Consider the following 19452-nt stretch of genomic DNA (forward strand, 5'->3'; position numbering starts at 1 on the left):
TGTCTGGTTCCCGGGGCCGGTGGGGGTGAGGTCAGTTGTCGTCGGTGCGCCGGTGCTGGCCGGTGCCGGTGTCGCTCTCGTCGTTCTTACGGCGGCGGGCGGCGTAGACGGCGCCGCCTCCGGCGGCGAGGAGAAGGCCGCCAGCTGCCAGGAGCCATCCGTTGGTGCTGTCGGCGCCGGTGTGGGCGAGGGAGCCTTCGGGCTTGGGGTCAGGTGCGGTGGGGGTCGCGGTAGCGGTGCCGATCTCCGGGCTGCTGGAGGGGGATGCTGCATCGGTCGGCTCCCCGGTGCCGGTCGAGGACGAGCTGGTCGGCGTGGGCTGGGAGGTGGGATCGCCGGTGGGCTTGGCCGTCGGCTTCCTGGTCGGTTCCTCGGTGGGCTTGGTCGTGGCCGCGTTCGTGAAGGCCGCGGTGGTCTCGGCTCCGGGCTTGGCCGTGATCTCGACCGGGGTGGTCTCCAGCCGGTAGCCGTCGGGGGCCTTGGTCTCGGTGGCGGTGTAGGCGCTGCCGGTCTTCTTTCCGACGGGGAGGGGGGCCTTGGCGGTGCCGTCCGGGCCGGTGGTGAGGGTGAAGGCGCCCTTGTCGTCCTTGGCGTCCTTCGGGGCGATGTTGACGATGGCTCCGGCCAGGCCCTTGCCGGTGGCCTTGTCGGTGACCTTGAGGGTGAGGCCGGCGGACTTGTACGGGTCGGTGATTGCCAGGACCTTGGGCTCGCCGGGGGCGACGACGACGTCCTGGTCGGGGACGGTGCCCAGCAGCGGGCTGCCGGAGGCGGTCTCCTTGAGGCGTACGACGCCGGGGGCGAGGTCGGAGAAGGTCAGGGTGCCGTCGGCGCCGGTCTTGCCCTCGGCGAGCGTCTTGCCCGCGGAGTCGAGCAGCTGGAAGGCGGCTCCAGGGGCGGGCTGGCCTTCGGGGTCCGTCTTGACGATGCGCAGCCCGGCCTTGTCCGCCGCCGCGGGGGTGCCTTGATCCTTGGGGGCTTCGGTGGACGGGGAGGGGGCTGCGGTGGCGGTGGTGGCCGGGCCGGTCAGGGCGACGGCGGCGGTCACGGCGAGCGCGGTGAAAAGGAAGGGGCGGTGCTTCATCAGGGGTGCTCCGGGCGGGATTGTGCGGTGCGGGACGGTGTGGCACGGGCTCCGAAAGCGGGGCCCGGCAGCGCGGGGGGTCAGCTGGGGGCGTCGCCCGTACGGCGGCGGCGGTTGATCAGGTAGAGGCCGCCGCCTGCGGCGAGCAGGGCGGTGGCTCCGCCGGCCAGCCAGGTGGTGGCGTCGGCGCCGGTGTGAGCGAGGGATCCGGGCGGCGTCGTCGGCGGGGTGGTGGCCGGGGGTGTCGCGGGCGGGGTGCTCGGGCTCGGCGGCGTGGTCGCGGTGGGCTTGTCGGCGAGGGTGACGGTGACGTCGGCTCCGGGTCGGGCGGTGAACGCGACCGGTGAGGCGTCGAGTTGGTAGCCCTCGGGGGCTTTGGTCTCGCCGGCCCAGTAGCGGGTGCCCGCCTTGAGCGTGACGTCGAGGGGGACGGTCGCGGTGCCGTCGGTCCCGGTGGTGACGCTGGTGATCACCTTGCCGGGGGTGTGCTTGCCGGTCTTGTCCGTCTCATCGGCGCGGATGGCGATGACCGCGCCCGGCAGGGTCTTGCCGGTGTTCTTGTCGGTCTTCTTCACCGACAGGCGGGCCTTCTTGAGCGGGTCGACGATGTCGAGGGCGTTGGCCTGAGCTGTGCGTCCGGCGGTGATCGTGATCGTCTGCTCGGCGATAAGGTCGTGGACGGGGCTGCCGGAGGAGGTCTCGCGCAGCCGGTAGGTGCCGGCGGGGAGCTTGTCGAAGACGAGGTTGCCCTGTTCGTCCGTCTTGCCTGCGGCGACCTGCTTGCCGTCGGAGTCGAGGAGCTGGAACGCTGCGCCGACCAGGCGGGTGCCTTCGGGGTCCTTCTTGCGGATCGTCACGCCGCCGGTGGCCTCGCCGACGGTGATGGCGGCGGAGTCCTTGACGCTGGTGGTGCCCCCGGCGAGCAGCATCCGCTGGGCGGCCGGGTTCTTGGGCGTGAGGACCTGCAGTCCGATGGCGGGCAGTCCCTCGGCTGTCGCGGTGACGCTGGCGGTCCCGGGCTTCTCGGCGGTGAACTCCCAGGCGCCCGTGCCGTTGTCGTTGGTTGTGACCTTGCCGGAGGCGGTGCCGGAGCCTGACTCGGCGAGCGTGACGGCGACCTTCGGTACCGGCGTTCCGGCGGTGGTGGTGACCTTCACCGCGACGGTGACCTTCGTCCCGGCGGTGGTGGTCTTCACCGACGGCGTGATCTGGAGGGTGTAGGGGCCCGCGAGCTTCTTGGCCTCGGCGACGTAGCCCTGGGCGAGGGTGCGGGCGGTCGGGGAGACGACCGGGTACGCCAGGCGCTGCTTGCCGCGGTCGCCGTCGAGGGCGTAGGTGCCGCCGGCCAGGTACTCGTACACCACGGCGTCGACCGCGGCGGCCTGGGCGTTGTCGCGAGTCTGCCCGTACTTGCCGATCACATAGGCGGCCTGGGCCAGGTTCTCCTTGGTGACGGGCTTCCCGGTCACCGACGACGTCCAGGACGGGACCGGCTGCGGGTCGCCGTAACCTCCGGCGTCGGCCGGGCCCTTGCGTTCAGGGTCGGCGCAGTAGGTCTCGGTGTCGCCGTGGACGGCCGGTCCGGGCGGGCCGTAGGCACCGATGTGGCTGGAGGCGGCGTGTCCCTCGGAGTCGGGGATGGTGTAGCCGGGGCCCAGCACCACGGAGGCTTCCGGGGCGGCCATGGCCGTCGCGGGCAGCAGGGTGCCTGCCGCGAGGGCGGCGACGGCGACGGCCAGGTGGGCGGGGTGGGCGGGGCGAAGGCGCATAAGGAGGAGAGGGTCCTGTCGGTGGAGAGGGAAAGTCGGGTGCGGGCGGCGGTGAGTCAGTAGGCGCGATGGGCCAATGACGGCCGAGGGGCGGGGCTTTACGGCAGGAGGGTGGTCACCGCGCCCGGGCGGCAGAGGTCCGAACTTGCCGGGACGCGGCGGCGGGGGGCTGGCTGATCCGTACCGGTGGAGCGCCGGGGATCCACAGGCGTACGTACTGGTCGATCGCGGCCCGCAGCCGGGTAACGCCGATGCCGACCCACGGGGGGTGCTCGCTGTGGTTCCAGTCGTTGAAGGTGCCGTACTCGCCCTGGCCGGGCTTGTGTCCGAGGCGCCGGTCTCGGGTGTCGAAGGCGCCGTGGTCGGCGAAGCGCAGCACGGCGGTGTCGATCGGTCCTTTGTCGAGGTGCACGATCTGCAGTCGCAGCCCGTCGTAGCGGTCGGCGTAGATCGTGGGGGCGAAGTCGATGCGGAGCCGCAGCGGGAGGTCTGGGGCGGGGGCGGCGTAGTAGGCATGGCCGACGACGGCGGCCTCGGGGTAGGGCAGCGTGAGGTGGTCGGCGAAGAACTGTTCGGTGAACAGGGCCAAAGGGGTTCCTCGTTGTCGGTCAGCGGCGTACAGCGCCGCGGGCGGGAAGGGCAGCGGAGGGGGCGGTGGCGGTGCTCCAGCGCGGCACGCTGCCGACCGCGACGGGCGGGCGGACCCCGATGCGGGGGCGGAGATCGCGGGGAGTCGGCACCGGAGGGCGGGGCGGTACGACGGGCGTGAGCTGCGCGAGGGCGCCGAGCTGACGGTCGAGGCCCTGCTGCCAGCGGGCCACGGGAGTTGTGTCGGTGAACGCCTCCGCGGTGGCCGCGATGATGTGGGAGGGCGTACGGGGGCTGAACGTGATCTCCGCGCGGGTGCCCCAGCTGGGAGGGCCCGCCCACAGTTCCGTCCCGTCCGGCAGGTCGCGGCGGGAGCGGTTGATGTAGACACCCGCGTTGCCGTCGGGGGCAGCCAGCTCCACGGTGCCGACCTCGGCGCCCGTGCGCTGCCAGCCGGCGGCGACCAGCGGTGCCACGCTGTCGGCCCAGTACGCCGACGGGGCCGCGAGGAAGCGGTCCTGGCCGTCGGCCCAGTCCCGGGCGAGGGCGGTGGTGAGGGCGGCGACGAGCTCGGGTGGGGTGTTCTGGTTGACGATGGCGGTCCACTGGGGTCCGGAGACCGCGTCGGGCGCGGCGCTGATCGTCCACAGGTCGTAGTCGTCTCCGGCCCAGCCGATCCGGATGCGGTGGTCCGGGCTGGTTACGACGAGCTGGTGCGGGCCCTCGTCGAGGTGGTGGTGGGGCCAATGCTTGACGGGGGCGAAGCCGGCATCGCCGTAGCCGGGCGATCCGGCGAGGTAGCGGGGGGTGACGTAGACGTCGCCGTCCACGGTGGCGGCGGACTGGGGGGCGGATGAAGGCAAGGGCGTCTCCACGAACGAAGGGGGTGCGGTCAGAGCGCGGCGGTCAGGGCAGCCGGGGCGGCGAGGGCCGGCCGGGGAGGGAGCGCGGAGGGCAACACGGTGTCCAGCCTCCGGATGGCGGCGAGGTCGGCGAGGACCTCGCGCTTGGCACGGGCGCGCAAGGCCGGGGTGAAGGTGTCCGGCTCGAGCGTGCCGTCCGCGGTGGCGTACGGGCGAAGCCGGGCCAGGATGCGGGCGGCGGCGGCAGGCTGCGCGGCGACGAGGCGGTCGAGGGCCGCGTCGATGGCCTGGCGCCGTAGATCGTGGTCGGGGGCGGCGCGGCGCCGGTCGGTCACCGTGATCGCGTACTGGTGGATCAGGCGGTTGTGTTCGGCTCGGCGCTGCCAGGCCGCGACCAGGAACCGGCGCGCGTTGAGGACCTTGAAGGCGTCGGGTTCGGGGATGCCGGCGAACCCGTTGGGCAGGGAGCCCAGGGCCGAGGAGCTGGAGGCGCGGGCCACCGGCACGGTCAGGCTGGTCAGTTCCTCCAGTGCCGTGTTCCAGCGCCGCTGCAGCAGCGGGTGGCGCAGCGCCGGGTCGCGGTCGTTCTGATTGCGGGCGTCATCGGCGACAGCGCTGCGGAAGGCCACGGCTCCCATGGACAGCAGCCGGTCGACCTCCGCTGTGCGGGGCGCGGGGAGGTAGCCATCGGCCCAGCCTTCCTCGACGGTGTCGAAGATGTCCTTGGCCAGCGGGCGCGCGGGCAGCCCTGCGGCGGCGTGCGCCTGGGCGAGGAGCTGGGCGAAGAGGACGGGATACGCCTGCGAGAGCCAGCCCCGGGTCGTTGTGACCGTGTCCGTCGAAGGAGTCTCCTCGGATTCGCGCGTGCGGTCTTCGGACCGGCGCAGCGCGGCGGTTTCCCGGTGGACTTGGTGGCGGGCGGTACGGACCTGCCTCAGCTGGCGGACGGTGCGGGTGGTGCGCGGGTCCTGGTGGTAGGTCATCCGCTCGACGGCGACCTGGAGGTCGCCCTCGGCGAAGGTGAGGGCGTCACGCAGTTCGTGCAGGCGAGTGGGAGCGTGGAGCAGGTCGTGCTGGGCGGGGCGGAGGTGGCCGCCGGCATCGGCTATCGCGGCCGTCACCAGGTGCTCGAAGCGCTCCTGCAGGTAGTGGGCGAACGCCTCGTCGTCGAGGGCAGCCACTTCGCGCAGGCGGAGGCGAAGGTGCTGCGGCTGGGGAGAGTCGGTGGGCTCGGGCATGGTGATCCTGTTCGGAATGGCGGGGCAGGGGAGGTCAGGCGGAGGCCGGGAGGCGGGTGGCCGGATGGGTGCGGAGTTTCGCGAAGGCCACGGCCAGGCCGACGGCCTGCAGGACGGCGCAGGCGGTGATGGCGTGGCCGAGCAGGTCCGGTGGTGTGAGCGCGACCAGGGCTCCGGCGAGGGGGAACGGCGCGAGGAGCAGCAGGATGATCAGCGAGAGGGTGCTGCCGAACACCTCGGCCGGGACGAGGTGGGCGCGCAGGGTGCGCAGCACCACGGTCATGCCCGCTTCGCCGGCCATCAGCAGCGCCACCAGGACCAGGAAGACGGTGTAGGTGTCGGCGGCTGCCAGAGCCAGGCAGGCCAGGGAGGCGATGGCGGCTGCGGCAGCTCCGACCGGCCACAGGCCGGCGCGGTCGATCGCGAAGCGGGCGAGGGTGACCATGGCCAGGGAGGCGATGGCGGCGGCCGACCAGACGAGGCCGACCTGGCTGCTCGTGCCACCGAGTTGCTTGATGACCAGGACGGGGCCGGCGGCCTGCACGAGGCCGATCGCGCAGTTGGACAGCACCAGCCCGACGCACAACCACCCCAGGGCGGGGAGCGACCGCAGGGTCCGCCATCCGATCTTGAGGCCCTGGGCGACGGGGACCGGGGCCTCTTGGGGCCAGACGGGACGCTGACGGGGGGCCAGGGCCGCGCCGAGCAGGGAGCAGGCGGCGATGATCAGTAGCATGCCAGTGGCGCCGCTGAACTGGAGCAGCACACCGGCCAGGGCCGGGCCAGCCAGGGTGGCGCCCTGGTCGATGCCCAGCAGGACGGCCTGGACGCGGTGGGCATGGCCTCCGGCGTCCCGGCTCGCGGCGCCGCCCGCGGTCTCGGCCGCGATGTAGGAGAACTCCGTGAGGACGCCTGTCGTGGCGGCCAGCGTCATGACGGTGATCACGGCGCTCGTTCCCTCGCCCACGGAAGGCAGAACGGCGGCTGCGGCAAGGACGACCACCGCACGCAGGACCGAGGCGATGCGCAGGACCCGGGTGCTGCCGAACCGGTCAACGGCGGCGCCCGCGAGGGCGAACGCCCCGAGGCGGGGAACCCATTCGAGCATGAAGGCCAAGCCGGTCAGGGTGGCCGAGTCGGTGACGGCCAGGACGAGCAGCGGGATGCCGTACGTGCTCATCGCGAAGGCGCCGGCATCGGCGGTGCGCGGGACGTAGACGCCGCGCACGGGTCCGAAGTCGGGGGTGCGGACATGTCGGCCGGTGGGTGGCCGCAGGACGGCAGCGTGCTTGGGGGACATCGTCTTTCCGGGGTGGGGCGGATACGTTCGGGGAGCAGACCGGCGGGACAGTGACGACAGTCCGAGCGAGCGGCAACAGCGGCTAGCGGGGCGTCGAGACCGAGTGGCGCGGGTGGCTGTTGCGCGGGCGGCGGTGGCGGCCCAGGCGTCGGCCGGGGCCGAGCTTGGGACGGGCGGCGGTCAGGACGGTCAGCGCAGTTGCGGCGCCAGCCGCGGGCAGGGCAGCGAGGATCTGCGGGCTGGTGGAGAGGGCTCCAGCGAGCGCGGTACCGGCGGCCTGCCCGGTGCCGACCGCGAGGATCAGCCAGGCGTACGCCTCGGTCGTGCGGGAGGCCGGGGCGAGGGCATCCACCGTGTGGAACCCATTGGTGATGATCAAGGTGAGGAAGAGGCCCGGTATCCCCACAAGACCGACGGCCGCTCGGGGGCCCGGGTCAGCCAGCAGGGGAAGCCAGCCGAGGAGGAACAGGACGCTGGTGCAGAGAAGTTGCGTGGTCGTGGTGCCGGGCCAGGTCCTGCGGGCGTAGACCAGGCCGCCCAGGAAACTGCCGGTGGAGAACACGGCGGGAAGGAGCCCGGACAACATCGGCTGCTCCTGTACGGCGGCCATGTCCGCAGCCCAGACGTTCATCGCGCCGAGCGTGAACCCGGTCCCCGCCAGGCCGGCGAACAGCATGACCAGCCCGCTACTCATCAGCCGTCCGGTACCCGCGCCGCCCTCTGAGGTCGGCCGCCATGTCCTCGACGGACCGGCGGTCAGCACGATCGCCGAGCCCGTCAGGCCGAGTGCCGCGGTCGCCAGCAGAGCGGTATCGGGGCCATGAGTGGTCGCCAGCCACGAGGCGAGCAGTGGGCCCACCACGTAGAGCAGTCCCTGCGAGCCGGTATCGAGGGCCTGCACGACGCGCCGCCGCCCCGCATCCGGCAGGACCGTCGGCCACAAAGCCCGCAGTCCGGCCTCCAGGGGCGGGGTGATCAGCCCGGCGAACCCCACGACTGCGGTCACCACCACCTGCTGTCCGTTGGCACCGACCCACGGGAGCGCCAGCAAGCAGGAGGAGTTGAGCACGGCGGCCGGGATGGAGATCCGGGTCTGCCCGTACCTGTCCATCAGCCGGCCCTTGACCGGCTGGGAGAGCCCCGAGGCCAGGCCGTAGAGCGCGGCGAGGAGTCCGCCGAACGCCAGCGTCCCGCCGCCCGCAGTGACCCACAAGACCAGCGAGACGGGGACCATGCCGTTGGGCAGGCGCCCGATCAGGGTGCCACCGAGCAGGCGGGCAACGTAGCGGCTGCCGAGGACGGATCCGTACGTGGCCGACGGGGCGGTGGCGGTCGAACGAGCGGTCAACGGGGGGCTTTCCGTCAGGGCTCAGCGCCAGGGCGCCGGGAGCGAGGGGATACCGGCGGCGGGCGGCCGGAACATGGCAGTGGTCGGTTGGGGTTCACCGGCTCGGTCCGCTGGTCGGTGCGGAGAACAGGTCCATGGGCCGCCACCCGGTGGCCGGGGCGGGGGCCGGCGGCTGGGCTACGGCCACGGCCGGGCTGGTCTTGCGGGCCTGGTGGGCGGCCCACTGCCCAGAGCGGTTGGCGGCCGGGATGCGGGGTGCGCCCCAGACGGGGTGTGCCTGGGCCACGGGAAGCGCGCGGGCGGTGGCCCAGGTCGAAAGAGCCAGGTAGATCGGGGCGAGGGCCTGGCCCGGGGCGGTCAGCTGCAGCGAGGCGGCGTCATCGCGGGTGACGGCCACCAGGCCGTCGTCGATGAGCCGACGGATCGGCGGGTAGATCGCGCTGGGGCTGTGGTCGGGCATCGCCTCGGCCGAGAGTGCGGCCATGGTCGAGGTCCCGCGGGCCTTGAGGGTCCACAGCAGCACGGTGGCGTGGCGGTGACCGATCACGGCGAGGGTGTCCTCGGCGTTCTGCGCAGCCGGTATCCGCTCCGGCTCCGTCTTGCCGGTGACGGGGTTGAGGACGAGGTTCTTCTCCAGGTGTCCGTCGCCCCAGCCCGCCAGGGCGGTCAGCGACGGCATAAGCTCCCGTCCGCGGGCGGTCAGGCCGTAGGTGACGTGCAGTCGGGTCTGGGCGGTGCGCTCGACGAGCCCGGCATCCGAGAGCGCCCGCAGCCGCGGGTGGAGCTGGCCGTCGCCGAGCCACGGCAGGTGCTCCTTGAGCTTGGTGTAGCGCAGCGGGCCGGGCTGGGAGGCCAGCGTCATCAGCACCCACACGCTCCACCGCGGCGTGATCATCTCCAGCGCTTCGGCAACGCGGGGCAGGTCGTTGGAAGGCAGGCGGGCAGCAGCCAAGGCGGTAACTCCAGACGGCGCGGGGTGGACGAGAAAAAGGAGAAAGGAGGGGGTCAGCGCGAGCGGGCGGGCCCGTCAGACGCGACCGGCGGCATGGCCGGTGTGACGGCCGCGGCCTGGGAGGCGGGCGCCGGGGACTCGGTGTCGGGGACACGAGCCAGGCTGTTCAGAACGTCGCCGAGAACCTGGGCGTGGGAGTCGCGGACGGTGACTGCGTGTGCCAGGCGGCGGGTGGCATCGGAGATGTGGCCGACATCCACGGATTCGATCGTGCGGTCGGGGTGAGTCAGCCGGTGGAGCTGCTCGGTGTGGAAGGCAACGGCGCGGTCGGCGTACTGCAGGGCGTCGAAGCTGTTGAGCAGGGCGTAGCGCATGCTGCCGGGCACGGCGTCCGTGGCGAGGCCGGTGACCGGGCGGCCGTAGAGCGCTTCGATCTGCGCGCCCGCCGCCCGGGAGGCGGCGTACGGATCGGGCACTCAGCGCCCCCGGGCCGCCGCCACGCCCTCGACGCCGGTGGGCGCGGGCCGTAGGCCGCTGCCCACGACGGCGGACCGGACCTGGAGGGGGGCGGCCGGCGGACGGGCGGCTGGCGGCGGCATCGCGGAGAGCAGCTTCTCCAGCGCGATGCGGTAGCCGGTGCGGCCGGCCAGTGCGGCCTCCAGCCACTCGGCGTCGAACCGGAGCGTGTCCGAGGACAGCGAGTCCAGTTCGGCGTCGGGGGCCATGGCAGCGTGGACACGGTCGCGGACGCGTACGACCTGGGCCTCGGCCAAGGCGAGGAAGGCGCGCAGTTCCAGGGCCCGGACCAGGGCGGGCGAGCTGCCGGGGCGGACCGCGCGCTGGTGCAGCTGGTCCAAGGGCCCGCCGAACATCTGCTCCAGGCGGGCGTCTTGGGTACTGGGCTTGCGAGCGTCGCTCATCGGGCACCACCCCTGATCCGTGCGGGCTGTGCCGGGACGGCAGTGGGCAGGGTCGTTGTCACCCGGGGTCCGAAGCGCCGCTGGATGCGGGCCTGCTCGACGGGGGACTCCAAGAGGAACCGGAGGACCTGCGCCCGACCGTCACGGGCGGCAACCGCGTAGTTCACACGGTGGGCCAACTCCATCACCGGGTCGTCCAGCACGTCCCCCGCCACCGTCTCCAGCGCGGAGACCAGAGCGTCCTCGGCCGTCTCCACTACCTGCTGCGCCTCGGTGAGCAGCGCGTACCAGCGGACCACCTGGGTGGCACTGGGGTAGGCGTGCGGAGCGGCCTGGACGGCCTGGGCCAGTTCGGGCAGACCCAGGCTGAACTGGGCCTCGATCCGCTCGGCGAACAAGCCGAGCACGTCGCCGTCGAAAACGTCGGGGATGTCGGACACGAAAGGTGGCTCCTGGAAGAGGGCAACGTACGGGCGGGTCAGTTCGGGCGGAGGCTGCCGTCGCGACGGAGGTCACCGTCGTCAACCCAGCCGGTGATGCCCGAGGCGGTGGTGACGTGCAGCCAGGCGCCGTCGGTGACCGAAGCCGTGAACGGCTCTCCGCGCCGCAGCACACCCACGGCCGTGGAGTCACCGTCGGCGCGGGCATGGACGGCGACGGCGAGCACCGGCTCGGCCCGGCGAGCCGTAAGGGGTGTGACGGGGCTGAGTACCGCGGTGGCGGCGGAACGGGTTGGGGTGCCGCTCAGGACGGTGGCGGTGATGGACGCGGGTGTGTGGCACACAGCGGATGGCTCCAGACCAGGCAGAACAACAGGAAGTGACCGCCCTCAGTGGGGCGGTGGTGTTGCAAAGGGTCCGGAGAATCCCCGGTTTCCGAAACCGGGGATCGGCGGCTATATTGCGCGCCGCCGGTCCGCCGAAGCGGGGTCGGCGAAAGCCGTGTTCAGCGTCCTTGAGGCCGACGGGAGACCGGCGGCACGGGTGTCGCCGGGGCGGTCTGGGCCGGGCTGCGGCGTGCGGTCGGAGCCGGCGGCGGTAGCGCCGGGGCCTCCTCGTCCGACCATGCCTCCCACCAATCGACCGCTGCGGCGTAGGTCTCGAACCCGCCTTCCCGCAGGGTGTGGCTGTTGGAGTCCCAGTCGAACTGCTCCAGCAGGATCCGGAATTCCGGCGCCGCCTGGGGGTCAAGGGAGCGCAGCATCACGACCGTCTGTACGGGGTCGCGCATGTCGTCGGTGTAGCTGGCCAGCAGGGCGAAGTGGTCACCATCTCCGCGGACGCGCGCCTCCAGGGCCCTGGTGCGGTCGTCTGCGGGGTCGTGCACACCCTCCGGTGCGTCGAGCGCATCGGAGGGACAGCCTCGGGCTATCAGGTACGACTGGGCCATCGCGTACAGCGGGAGTTCCTTGGAGTCGACCTCGAAGGTGCGGGCGCGCAGGTCACGGGAAACGTGAACGGCTCGGAGCTGCGGGCTTCCCGGAATGCCGTAGGTGGCTCCCTCGTCGAGAAGGACGAAGTAGGCGTCGGTGTACGTGCGGTACTCGCCGAGCACCTTGAAGGAAGAGATGTCGAGATCTTCGTAGTGCTGCTGATGGCCGTCATCGGCGGGCTCGAAGCCGTCCAGTTCGTAGTCGGGTTGGTGAAGAGGCACGTGTGGCGGGCTTCTTTCTTTAGGGGCGGAAGGGGACGAACCCCGGGGCACCTTGGGTCAGTGCTGTCGGGCTTGTGCCGGCCAGGCCCCGGCCGGGCGGGCAGGCAAAGGCGTGGCCATGGCCGGTGGACGGCGGGTGCCAAGCAGCGCGGTCCGGCCGGTGTCGGTCAAGGCGACCGGCTGGCCGACGGTTAGCGCCCGGGACGTGTCCCGGGTGACGAGTCCGTGGGATTCCAGGCGCTGGAATGCCGGAAGGTCGATGAGACGGCCCTGGACTGTTCGGACCGAGACCCGGTGGGTGAGGAGGTGTTCGCGCATCGTGCCGCCGCCGGCGAGCGAGAGGAGCGCCGCGAAGTCGTGCACCGTCAGCTCGTCGTCAGCGGGGGCGAGGGCCGGGGCGGCGGCCTTGACCGCCTCCAAGGCGGCAGCGACACCCTCCTGCAGCCGGTCGCGGGCGGCCGTGGCCTGGGCCAGGTCGTGCACAGTCCGGCGCAGGCGGTCCAGGAGCGGGGCATCCACGGGGTAGCTGCCGGAGGACAGGCGCTTCAGTACGTTGCGGTGGTAGGCGACCGCGCCCTCGGCATTCATCAGTTCCCGGTGTACGGCAGCGAGCGCGGCCCGCTCCGCCAGGAGCAGCCCGCGGAGATGGTCGTGATGCAGGACGGTCAGGTCGCCGACGACTTGCTCAATGGCGGCGTCCAGGGCGGTTGCCGGGGATTCGCGGGCGGTCACAACGGGCGGCAGTCGCAGTCGGCCGGGATGGCGGCCAGAAGGGCCGAGCGGCGGTAGGACTTGCGGCGCCGGCCGTCGCCGATGGTGATGTCGCGGCTGGCCACTTCGTAGGGGCGCAGCAGGGTGGCCAGGCGGGTCTGGGTGAGTTCGGCGTAGGGCCAGCGGCCCTCGGCGATGCCGGGCAGGGTGCGCAGCTCCGCGACGAGGTCGGCGGAGGACAGCGCGTCCGGACTGCCGCGGAAGGCGAAGACGTCCAGGCAGGCGGCCAGGATGCACGGGGCCGCGAAGGCGGAGACCGCGTTCTCTGCGGGGCGGCTCAGGACGGTCGGCGGCTGCTCGGAGTCGGCGCACGGCGGGCAGCAGCTGTCGGCGCCCAGGAGGTGCGAGACCTGCCGGCCCGCCTTGGCATGCTCGACCAGCAGATTGCTCAGGTCGTCGAGTTCCTTGTCCTGGGCGGCTTCGGTGGCGGGCTGCGGTCGGCTGGACCAGGCGCTCAGTTCCGCCTCCACCTCCAGCTGACGCTCGCGAGCATCCAGCAGGGCCTGGTGGCGCGGGTGCGGAGCCGGGCGGGGCTCGAGGAGGGCCGTCATCAGGGCCTGGAGCAGGGAGGAGGACTGGGCGGTGAGGTTGGTCATCGCGAAGGACCCTTCGGGGAATTCGTGGTGGCGATGCGGGCGGGTGCGGGGAGGCCGGGGACCGGGAACGCCGCGGCTGGAGGCGCCGGCGTGAAGGCAGGGCGCGGCCGGACTTGTGGCGAGAGGGAGCGAGCCGCGTACGCGCGGGGCCCGGCTGCGGGGCGGGGGCAGCCGACGCGGGCCCGGACGGTGTCGTAGATGTCGTGCTTGGCGCGGGGGCGTACGGCGACGATGTGGACGTTGGTGCGGGGGCTGGAGCCGGGCGGGGCCGGGCGGTAGTCGTAGACGATGCGGTACTGCACCCGGGAGCCGAGGTAGAGCTTGCGGTAGCCGGTCAGCTCGGCGGTGAGTTCGGGCCCTCTCACCTGGGCGCGCACGACGTCCTGGATGAGGGCAAGCCCGAGGTCGCGCATGTCGCCCGGAGCGGCGAGCAGGTCGTTGAGGGCTTCGGGGTGGAAGGAGAGGCCGAACGCCGGCGGAGGCTGCGGTGGGTGCGTCACAACGCGGCCCCGTCCGGGGCCAGGGTGCCGCCGGTCGTCTGGGCCTCCGACTCGCGGGCGGCGGACCGCGCGGAGGGGCCCGGCCCGCGCAGCAGGCGGTGCTCGGCACGGTCCGGGTCGGTCTGGCAGGCGCTCAGGGGGCCGCCGGGGGCGCGGACGTAAGCCATGCAGTGGGTGAGGAAGTCCCGGTGCCACACGAACATGCCACTGGGACCGGCCTCGGGGTCCTTGTGCTGGTGGTAGGCCATCCACAGCGCGTGCAGCCACGCGACGACGTCGAGGTGCTCCTGCCACTGCTCGCACCATGGCGCCGCGGTGGTGATCTCGGCGCCGTAGACGTCCATGAGGTGGTCGTCCACCCAGTCCGTCAGCGCAGCGATTTCGTCCTCGTACTCCTCGCCTTCCAGCTCCAAGATCGGCTTGGGGTCCGGCGGCGGGGTGGGGGCGGTGAACGACGGCATGCCGGGGAACCCGGCGAAGGGCATGCTCGCGGCCATCGGGTCCGCAGGCGGCGCGGAGGCCAGTGTGTCGATCATGCGGGCCTGCTCGGCCGACTGGTCGAGCAGCTTGCGGACGGACGCCTCGATCGATTCGAGGTCAGCGTCCGGCAGACGGACCGGCTCCATTTCCCCGCCATGGCGGGGCTCGGCAGATTCGGACACGAAAGGGGTTCTCCTTGCAGCCAGGGCCGTGAATTCGATGGCCCTGATGGTCCGGAGAATCCCCGGTTTCGGAAACCGGGGATCTGCCGCTATATTCCGCCTGCCACGGGATCGGGCTGTGGTGCAGCTCGGTCAGGAGGTCAGGGCGAAATCGTCCTGGGAATGCACCTGATGGGCGGTATCGGTGAGGCGCTCGGAGGCAACAGCCGCGTACTCCTTCGTCTTCTCGATGCCGATGAAGTCGCGTCCCTCCAGCAGCGCGGCGACCCCGGTGCTGCCGGATCCGGCGCAGAAGTCGAGCACGGTACCGCCGGGCGGGGCGATCTTCACCAGCTCCCGCATCACCTCGACCGGCTTCTGCGTGATGTGCCGGCGAGCCTTGCCCGAGGGCTGCGAGGCGCTGTACAAGCCGGGCAGGTAGACCGGGTTCGCGGCGGCTTCGATCTTGCCCTTCGCGCCCCAGACGATGAACTCGCAGTCCTGCCGGAACTTACCCTTCTGCGGCCTGGCCTGCGGCTTGTGCCAGGTCAGGACGCCCAGCCACAGCCAGCCAGCGGCCTGGAGCGCGTCCGTGGTCGCCGGCAGCTGCCGCCAGTCGGTGAACAGCAGCGCCGTGCCCCCGACCTTGGTGGCCCGGTGGGCCTCGGTCATGATCTGGGTCAGCCAGAGCGTGTACGAGCGCTGGTCCATGTTCTCGCCGACAAAGTCCGGCAGCGCGTGCTGGGCGTCCGCGGAGACGTACTTCTGGCGGGCAGAGCGGCTCGTGCGCTCCTTGGCGGTTCGGCCGCCGCTGTTGTACGGCGGGTCGGTGATGACGGAATCGGCGCAGCCGTCGGGCAGAGTCGCGAGCACGCTGAGCGCGTCGCCCTGGTGAAGGGAAAACGACAAAGGGGAACCCCAATTCGGTGAGGGATGCAGACGGGAAGGCTCCAGACCGTGCGGCGGCCATCGCAAGACATGCGGGCAGGCGGCGCGGGGAGGTCCCAAACTGTAGGTGACGATTCCCGGTTGAGACGCATCGCCGACCAAGAACCCCGGAAATCAAGCGGATTCCGTCCGTGATTTCGGTGACCGGGGATTCGGGCTTACTGTCTTGTCACTGCCCGGCGGACACCGCTGATGGCGACCCTTCCCCGTTTCCCCTCTCCCGCAGGAGGCCCCTGTGTTCCGTCCGTGACCCCGCACGCAGCCATCGCTGCTGCCTCGCCGTTCCCTGCCCGCCCGCCGCAGACCCTGACAGGGAGGCCGCCCATGTACCGCCCGTAAGACGCCCCGCCGTCCCGCTCTTCACCAGCCCGCCGCTGCGGGCCACTCCTTGAACGTCCCAGGAGGCACACCCATGTTCCGCCCGTAACCTCCCCCGTCCCACCGGGCGTGTGAGGCAACACGCACCCGAGCCGGGGCTCTTCGCCCACCTCCACCGCTCCGGCCGCACGGCCCTTCCCCTCTCACACCGTGCGGCCGGGGCCCACCCCGAGGACCTCCCTGTGACCCCTTCCTCTCCATCGCCACGTGACATCCCCGCAGCCCGCCGGCCGGAGGCCGCCCGGGAGTGAAAGGCATCGCCGCCGCGATCGGCGTGCTCTGCCTCTCCCCCGCGCTGCTGGCTGGCACCGCCGTCCTCGCCGCAGCCGCGAGCCACTCCTCGAGCCCGGGCACCTCCTGCGTCACCGACTCGGTCGACACCGACGCCGTACGGCGCCAGGTCGCTGCCGTCCTCGGCGGGTCAGGCGCTCAGAACGTCCACGTCGAGGGCCTGGACCTGCCCGCCGAGCAGATTCCCTACGCCCGGACCATCGTCGCCACCGGCATCACGCTCGAAGTGCCCGAGCGCGGCCAGATCGTGGCCCTGGCCACCGCGATCCAGGAGTCCCGGCTTCGCAACCTCAGTTACGGCGACCGCGACTCGCTGGGCTTGTTCCAGCAGCGGCCCAGCCAGGGGTGGGGCACTCCCGCCCAGGTGCGCGACCCCGTCTACGCCAGCACGAAGTTCTACCAGGGCCTGCTGAAGGTCCCCGGCTGGCAGCAGATGACGGTCACCCAGGCCGCGCAGGCCGTCCAGCTGAGCGGATTCCCCAACGCCTACGCCCAGTGGGAGCCTCTCGCCCGCGCTCTGCAGCAGGCCATCGCCCCGACGCTGAAGGGCTCAGCGCCGCCCGCCGACGGCCAGACCCCGCGCCTCCCTGCGACAGACCCGTGCACCCCGGGCGAAGACGGCAGCGGCTCCGGACCGATCCCCGAAGGGGCGGTCCCCAAGGGGTACTCGATCCCCGCCGACGCCGACCCCCGCGCCAAGACGGCCATCACCTGGGCCATGAACCAGCTCGGCACCCTCTACCAGTGGGGCGGCTCGTGCCTGGATCCGCACGGTCCGGACCCGATGGGCCGTTGCGACTGCAGCTCGCTGACCCAGCAGGCGTACAAGAAGGCCGGGATCACCCTGACCCGGACCACGTACACCCAGGTCAAGGAAGGCAACGCCGTCCCGCTGAACCAACTTCGCCCCGGCGACCTGGTGTTCAGCCGCGGCACCCCGGCGGTCCCCGAGCACGTCGGCATCTACGCCGGCCACGGCTACGTCATCGAGGCCCCGCGCACCACAAAGCCGGTCCGCTTCAGCACCCTCGCCGACTACGCCGCCCACAGCGCACGCCGTCTCCCGTGACACCGGTCCGCCCGGCCAGCCCTTGAGGCACCGGGCGGACCGGACCACCTTCGCGCCGCAGAAGGCCCCTTTCCCCTCCCCCCTTTTTCTTCCTGTTCCCGGCAGGGCCCGTCGTGTCCTGCGCATGCAAGGAGCGCACCACCATCTCCCCCGCCAATCTCACCCCACCCCTGTCCGAACGCCTCACCCTGCTTGCCTACGATCCGGGCGTCTCACCCAAGGGCGGCGGCCTGCCCGGCCTCGACGTCCTGCGCACCGTCGTGAACTCGATCAACCTGTTCGGGATCGTGGCCGTGGTCGGCGCCCTGGCCGTCAGCCTCGGCGTCTGGGCCTGGGGCCACCACTCCGGCGGCCACCAGGCCGAAGCCAACGGCAAGAAGGGCGCGGTCGTAGCCGCGGCCGCGGCCCTCGGCCTGGGCGCGGCCAACGGCATCGTGGCGTTCTTCAGCGCGCTCGGCCAGCAGGTCCGATGAAGAAACGTTCCCTCGACGTGCTCGGCCTGGGCTGGCAGCCACCCCGGCGCGTTCTGCTTTTCGCCGGTGTACTGGCCGCGCTGCTGGTCTTCGCCGGCGCCGCCGCCTGGTGGACCGGGAGCAATCAGAGCCCCGAGGCATCGGGCAAGCAGACCGGCCCGACCGGGGCGCCGAAGGCCCCCTCCGCTCCCGTACCGACAGCGCCCGCAGGAGGGTCCACGGTCGCCGGGCCGCCGCCGATCTCTGATCCGCTCGCGTTCGCCCGGGCGAGCGCGGTGATGCTGTGGACCTTCGATGCCCGCACTACCAGCCGCGACGCCCAGCTCGCCGGCATGCACAGCTGGCTGACCGGCGAAACCGCGTACGCGGACTGGGACTCCATCCAGGCCCAGATCCCCGACCCGGTGCTGTGGTCACGGCTGAAGGACAACGGCCAGCACGCCAGCGCCACCACGTCGGAGGCGCACTTTCCGTCCGCGTTCAAGCAGGCCCTGGCCGACAACCCGCAAGCCATCACCGAGGCGTACATCTACGCCGTCACGGTGCGCGGCAAAACCCAGCTCGCCTGGAACGGCGGCGGAGGCGGTGCCGAAGACCGGCAGATCACCCTCGCTGTCCAGTGCCGACCCGGCAAGGACTGCCGTCTGGTCGCCATAGCCCCGCGCGTCACCCCGTAGCCACCGCCTGTACCTCCCGAAAGGACGCCCGACGTGAGCTTTTGTGACCTGCCTGTCGCCGGCTACCTCTGCAAGGCCGGCGATGTGATCGACTTCGCCTCCGATCCCGTCGGCGCGATCGGGAAGTGGATGGCGGAAAGCGCCGGTGACGTCGCCGCCGCAGCAGCGGACCTCGCGTCCAAGGCCATCGACCGCACCACCAACATCGACCTCGGCGCGGGATGGTTCCGCGACAACTACGAGACAATTCTGCCAATTGGCCTGCTGATGCTCGTCGCGACGTTCTGTGCGCAGCTGGTGAGAGCCGCGATCAAACGCGACGGCCAAGCCCTCGCCCAAGCGGTGACCGGAACGGCCTCCGGTGTCTTGTTCGCCTTCTGCGCCATCGCCTTCACCACCGTCGCCATCGAAGTGGTCGACGCCCTGTCCAACGGTCTGTTCGCGGCTTCCGGGACGGACATCTCCTCCGCCGTGCGCAGGATCGTCAAGGTCCAGCAGATCAGCTCCATCGCCGGAATGGGCTGGCTCGTCGCAGTCGTCGCAGCCCTCGGCAGCGCGATCGGAGCGTTCCTGTTCTGGGGCGTGATGATGGTCCGCAAGGTCGGCATCCTGATCCTCGTCACCTTGGCCATTTTCGCCGGAGCCGGCGGCGGCTGGGAAGTCGCCCGACGGTGGCGCCGCGGCTGGATCGAGGCCACCGCCACCCTCGTCGTCTCCAAGCTGCTGATGACGATCATCTTCGTGCTCGGCATCGCAGCCATGGGCAAGACCGAAGCCAAGGACGGCGTCGCCGCCCTCGCGGACGTCGCCGCAGGCATGGTGATCATGCTCATGATCCTGTTGTGCCCGTACATGACGTTCAAGTTCGTGCACTGGGCCGCTGAGGGAACCGACGGCGAGTCCCTCCACCGCGCCGGCGGCGCCGGCGCGACGGTTGCCCGTCAGCACGCCGAGAACGCGGCGCGCAAGGCTGCTGCGGCGGCCACCGGCGGCGCGGCGGCCGGAGCCGGCGCTGCCGGTGGTGGCGCCGAGGCTGCGGGCAGCGGCGGGGGCTTCCCCGGCGACATCGCCTCCAACCCGACCGGCGGCATGGACATGGGCAAGGGCGACTCCGGCGGCAGCTCCGACGGGGGCTTCCACGACCTGATGGAGCAGGCCGCGCCCCCGCAGGCCCGGACCGGAAGCGGCCAGGACACCGGCCAGGCAGACGGTCCGCCGAGCTGGAGCGGCCCCGGATCCCAGCAGAGCGGGTGGAGCACCAGTGCGCCCGCCGATCCGATGCCTCCGGCCCACGGCGCTCCGGCCAACGGTGACAGCGCCTCCCAGACCGGCTCGCCGACCGGCCTGTAGTCCCTCCGCCAGCCCACCCCGGGGCAGGGCCACCACACTCCCT

At 72.1% G+C, this 19452-nt stretch carries 22 protein-coding genes; 4 read left to right on the forward strand and 18 right to left on the reverse strand.

Annotated elements, in window-relative coordinates:
* Positions 1-31 precede the first annotated feature (31 nt).
* The 18 genes from ACE1OC_RS06520 to ACE1OC_RS06605 all read right to left on the reverse strand — a co-directional run bounded on the left by ACE1OC_RS06520 (position 32) and on the right by ACE1OC_RS06605 (position 15132).
* A complete protein-coding gene (locus ACE1OC_RS06520) occupies positions 32-1084 on the reverse strand; it encodes an MSCRAMM family protein (RefSeq protein ID WP_407836167.1) in 1053 nt (350 codons plus the stop codon).
* Positions 1085-1164: 80 nt separating this feature from the next.
* Complete coding sequence (locus ACE1OC_RS06525) at positions 1165-2853, reverse strand: MSCRAMM family protein (RefSeq protein ID WP_407836168.1); 1689 nt, start codon at positions 2851-2853, stop codon at positions 1165-1167.
* Positions 2854-2968: 115 nt separating this feature from the next.
* Positions 2969-3442 carry a hypothetical protein gene (locus ACE1OC_RS06530; RefSeq protein ID WP_407836169.1) on the reverse strand — a complete coding sequence of 158 codons (474 nt, stop codon included), beginning with the start codon at positions 3440-3442 and terminating at the stop codon, positions 2969-2971.
* A gap of 19 nt (positions 3443-3461) precedes the next feature.
* Positions 3462-4304 (reverse strand): DUF317 domain-containing protein, encoded by an 843-nt coding sequence (locus ACE1OC_RS06535; RefSeq protein ID WP_407836170.1) that lies wholly within the window; start codon positions 4302-4304, stop codon positions 3462-3464.
* A gap of 29 nt (positions 4305-4333) precedes the next feature.
* On the reverse strand, positions 4334-5542 hold the full coding sequence (locus tag ACE1OC_RS06540; protein WP_407836171.1) for a hypothetical protein: 1209 nt from the start codon (positions 5540-5542) through the stop codon (positions 4334-4336).
* 34 nt (positions 5543-5576) lie between these two features.
* A complete protein-coding gene (locus ACE1OC_RS06545) occupies positions 5577-6842 on the reverse strand; it encodes an MFS transporter (protein ID WP_407836173.1) in 1266 nt (421 codons plus the stop codon).
* An 82-nt stretch (positions 6843-6924) separates the two neighbouring features.
* A complete protein-coding gene (locus tag ACE1OC_RS06550) occupies positions 6925-8190 on the reverse strand; it encodes an MFS transporter (protein WP_407836174.1) in 1266 nt (421 codons plus the stop codon).
* 94 nt (positions 8191-8284) lie between these two features.
* Entirely contained in the window at positions 8285-9142 is an 858-nt protein-coding gene (locus tag ACE1OC_RS06555; RefSeq protein WP_407836175.1) for a winged helix-turn-helix transcriptional regulator, read from the reverse strand.
* A gap of 53 nt (positions 9143-9195) precedes the next feature.
* Positions 9196-9618, reverse strand: coding sequence for a hypothetical protein (locus tag ACE1OC_RS06560; RefSeq protein WP_267011046.1), 423 nt, complete (start codon positions 9616-9618; stop codon positions 9196-9198).
* Complete coding sequence (locus tag ACE1OC_RS06565) at positions 9619-10062, reverse strand: hypothetical protein (protein ID WP_407836176.1); 444 nt, start codon at positions 10060-10062, stop codon at positions 9619-9621.
* Positions 10059-10502 carry a hypothetical protein gene (locus tag ACE1OC_RS06570; protein ID WP_407836177.1) on the reverse strand — a complete coding sequence of 148 codons (444 nt, stop codon included), beginning with the start codon at positions 10500-10502 and terminating at the stop codon, positions 10059-10061. Before ACE1OC_RS06570 ends, ACE1OC_RS06565 begins: the two co-directional genes overlap by 4 nt.
* A gap of 38 nt (positions 10503-10540) precedes the next feature.
* Complete coding sequence (locus ACE1OC_RS06575; RefSeq protein ID WP_407836178.1) at positions 10541-10846, reverse strand: SH3 domain-containing protein; 306 nt, start codon at positions 10844-10846, stop codon at positions 10541-10543.
* A gap of 161 nt (positions 10847-11007) precedes the next feature.
* Positions 11008-11715 carry a hypothetical protein gene (locus tag ACE1OC_RS06580; protein WP_266949412.1) on the reverse strand — a complete coding sequence of 236 codons (708 nt, stop codon included), beginning with the start codon at positions 11713-11715 and terminating at the stop codon, positions 11008-11010.
* A gap of 57 nt (positions 11716-11772) precedes the next feature.
* Entirely contained in the window at positions 11773-12447 is a 675-nt protein-coding gene (locus ACE1OC_RS06585; protein WP_407836179.1) for a hypothetical protein, read from the reverse strand.
* Positions 12444-13082, reverse strand: a complete 639-nt coding sequence (locus tag ACE1OC_RS06590) for a DUF3631 domain-containing protein (protein ID WP_407836180.1) — start codon at positions 13080-13082, stop codon at positions 12444-12446. Before ACE1OC_RS06590 ends, ACE1OC_RS06585 begins: the two co-directional genes overlap by 4 nt.
* Positions 13079-13582: a hypothetical protein gene (locus ACE1OC_RS06595; RefSeq protein ID WP_407836181.1), complete on the reverse strand. Its 504-nt coding sequence runs from the start codon at positions 13580-13582 to the stop codon at positions 13079-13081. The genes ACE1OC_RS06590 and ACE1OC_RS06595 overlap by 4 nt, the downstream gene beginning before the upstream one ends.
* Positions 13579-14208 (reverse strand): DUF4913 domain-containing protein, encoded by a 630-nt coding sequence (locus ACE1OC_RS06600; RefSeq protein ID WP_407841490.1) that lies wholly within the window; start codon positions 14206-14208, stop codon positions 13579-13581. The genes ACE1OC_RS06595 and ACE1OC_RS06600 overlap by 4 nt, the downstream gene beginning before the upstream one ends.
* A gap of 168 nt (positions 14209-14376) precedes the next feature.
* Positions 14377-15132 carry a DNA-methyltransferase gene (locus ACE1OC_RS06605; protein ID WP_407836182.1) on the reverse strand — a complete coding sequence of 252 codons (756 nt, stop codon included), beginning with the start codon at positions 15130-15132 and terminating at the stop codon, positions 14377-14379.
* Positions 15133-15796: 664 nt separating this feature from the next.
* Here ACE1OC_RS06605 and ACE1OC_RS06610 point away from each other — a divergent pair.
* The 4 genes from ACE1OC_RS06610 (at position 15797) to ACE1OC_RS06625 (ending at position 19409) form a co-directional block, all read left to right on the forward strand.
* Positions 15797-16909 carry a C40 family peptidase gene (locus ACE1OC_RS06610; RefSeq protein ID WP_407836183.1) on the forward strand — a complete coding sequence of 371 codons (1113 nt, stop codon included), beginning with the start codon at positions 15797-15799 and terminating at the stop codon, positions 16907-16909.
* A gap of 170 nt (positions 16910-17079) precedes the next feature.
* On the forward strand, positions 17080-17382 hold the full coding sequence (locus ACE1OC_RS06615; protein WP_407841491.1) for a hypothetical protein: 303 nt from the start codon (positions 17080-17082) through the stop codon (positions 17380-17382).
* On the forward strand, positions 17379-18059 hold the full coding sequence (locus ACE1OC_RS06620; protein ID WP_407836184.1) for a hypothetical protein: 681 nt from the start codon (positions 17379-17381) through the stop codon (positions 18057-18059). The genes ACE1OC_RS06615 and ACE1OC_RS06620 overlap by 4 nt, the downstream gene beginning before the upstream one ends.
* A 33-nt stretch (positions 18060-18092) precedes the next feature.
* The gene (locus tag ACE1OC_RS06625) at positions 18093-19409 is read left to right on the forward strand and encodes an SCO6881 family protein (protein WP_407836185.1); all 1317 of its coding nucleotides are present in this window, start codon (positions 18093-18095) and stop codon (positions 19407-19409) included.
* Positions 19410-19452: the final 43 nt, after the last annotated feature.

Origin of the sequence: Streptomyces stoeckheimensis (assembly GCF_045822005.1) — a bacterium.
Lineage (GTDB): Bacteria > Actinomycetota > Actinomycetes > Streptomycetales > Streptomycetaceae > Streptomyces > Streptomyces stoeckheimensis.

Excerpts from the sequence above, each read along its gene's own strand:
- ACE1OC_RS06545 (WP_407836173.1), bottom strand. The coding sequence starts at position 6,842 with ATGTCCCCCAAGCACGCTGCCGTCCTGCGGCCACCCACCGGCCGACAT.
- ACE1OC_RS06525 (WP_407836168.1), bottom strand. The coding sequence starts at position 2,853 with ATGCGCCTTCGCCCCGCCCACCCCGCCCACCTGGCCGTCGCCGTCGCC.
- ACE1OC_RS06540 (WP_407836171.1), bottom strand. The coding sequence starts at position 5,542 with ATGCCCGAGCCCACCGACTCTCCCCAGCCGCAGCACCTTCGCCTCCGC.
- ACE1OC_RS06620 (WP_407836184.1), top strand. The coding sequence starts at position 17,379 with ATGAAGAAACGTTCCCTCGACGTGCTCGGCCTGGGCTGGCAGCCACCC.
- ACE1OC_RS06520 (WP_407836167.1), bottom strand. The coding sequence starts at position 1,084 with ATGAAGCACCGCCCCTTCCTTTTCACCGCGCTCGCCGTGACCGCCGCC.
- ACE1OC_RS06590 (WP_407836180.1), bottom strand. The coding sequence starts at position 13,082 with ATGACCAACCTCACCGCCCAGTCCTCCTCCCTGCTCCAGGCCCTGATG.
- ACE1OC_RS06600 (WP_407841490.1), bottom strand. The coding sequence starts at position 14,208 with ATGGAGCCGGTCCGTCTGCCGGACGCTGACCTCGAATCGATCGAGGCG.
- ACE1OC_RS06565 (WP_407836176.1), bottom strand. The coding sequence starts at position 10,062 with ATGAGCGACGCTCGCAAGCCCAGTACCCAAGACGCCCGCCTGGAGCAG.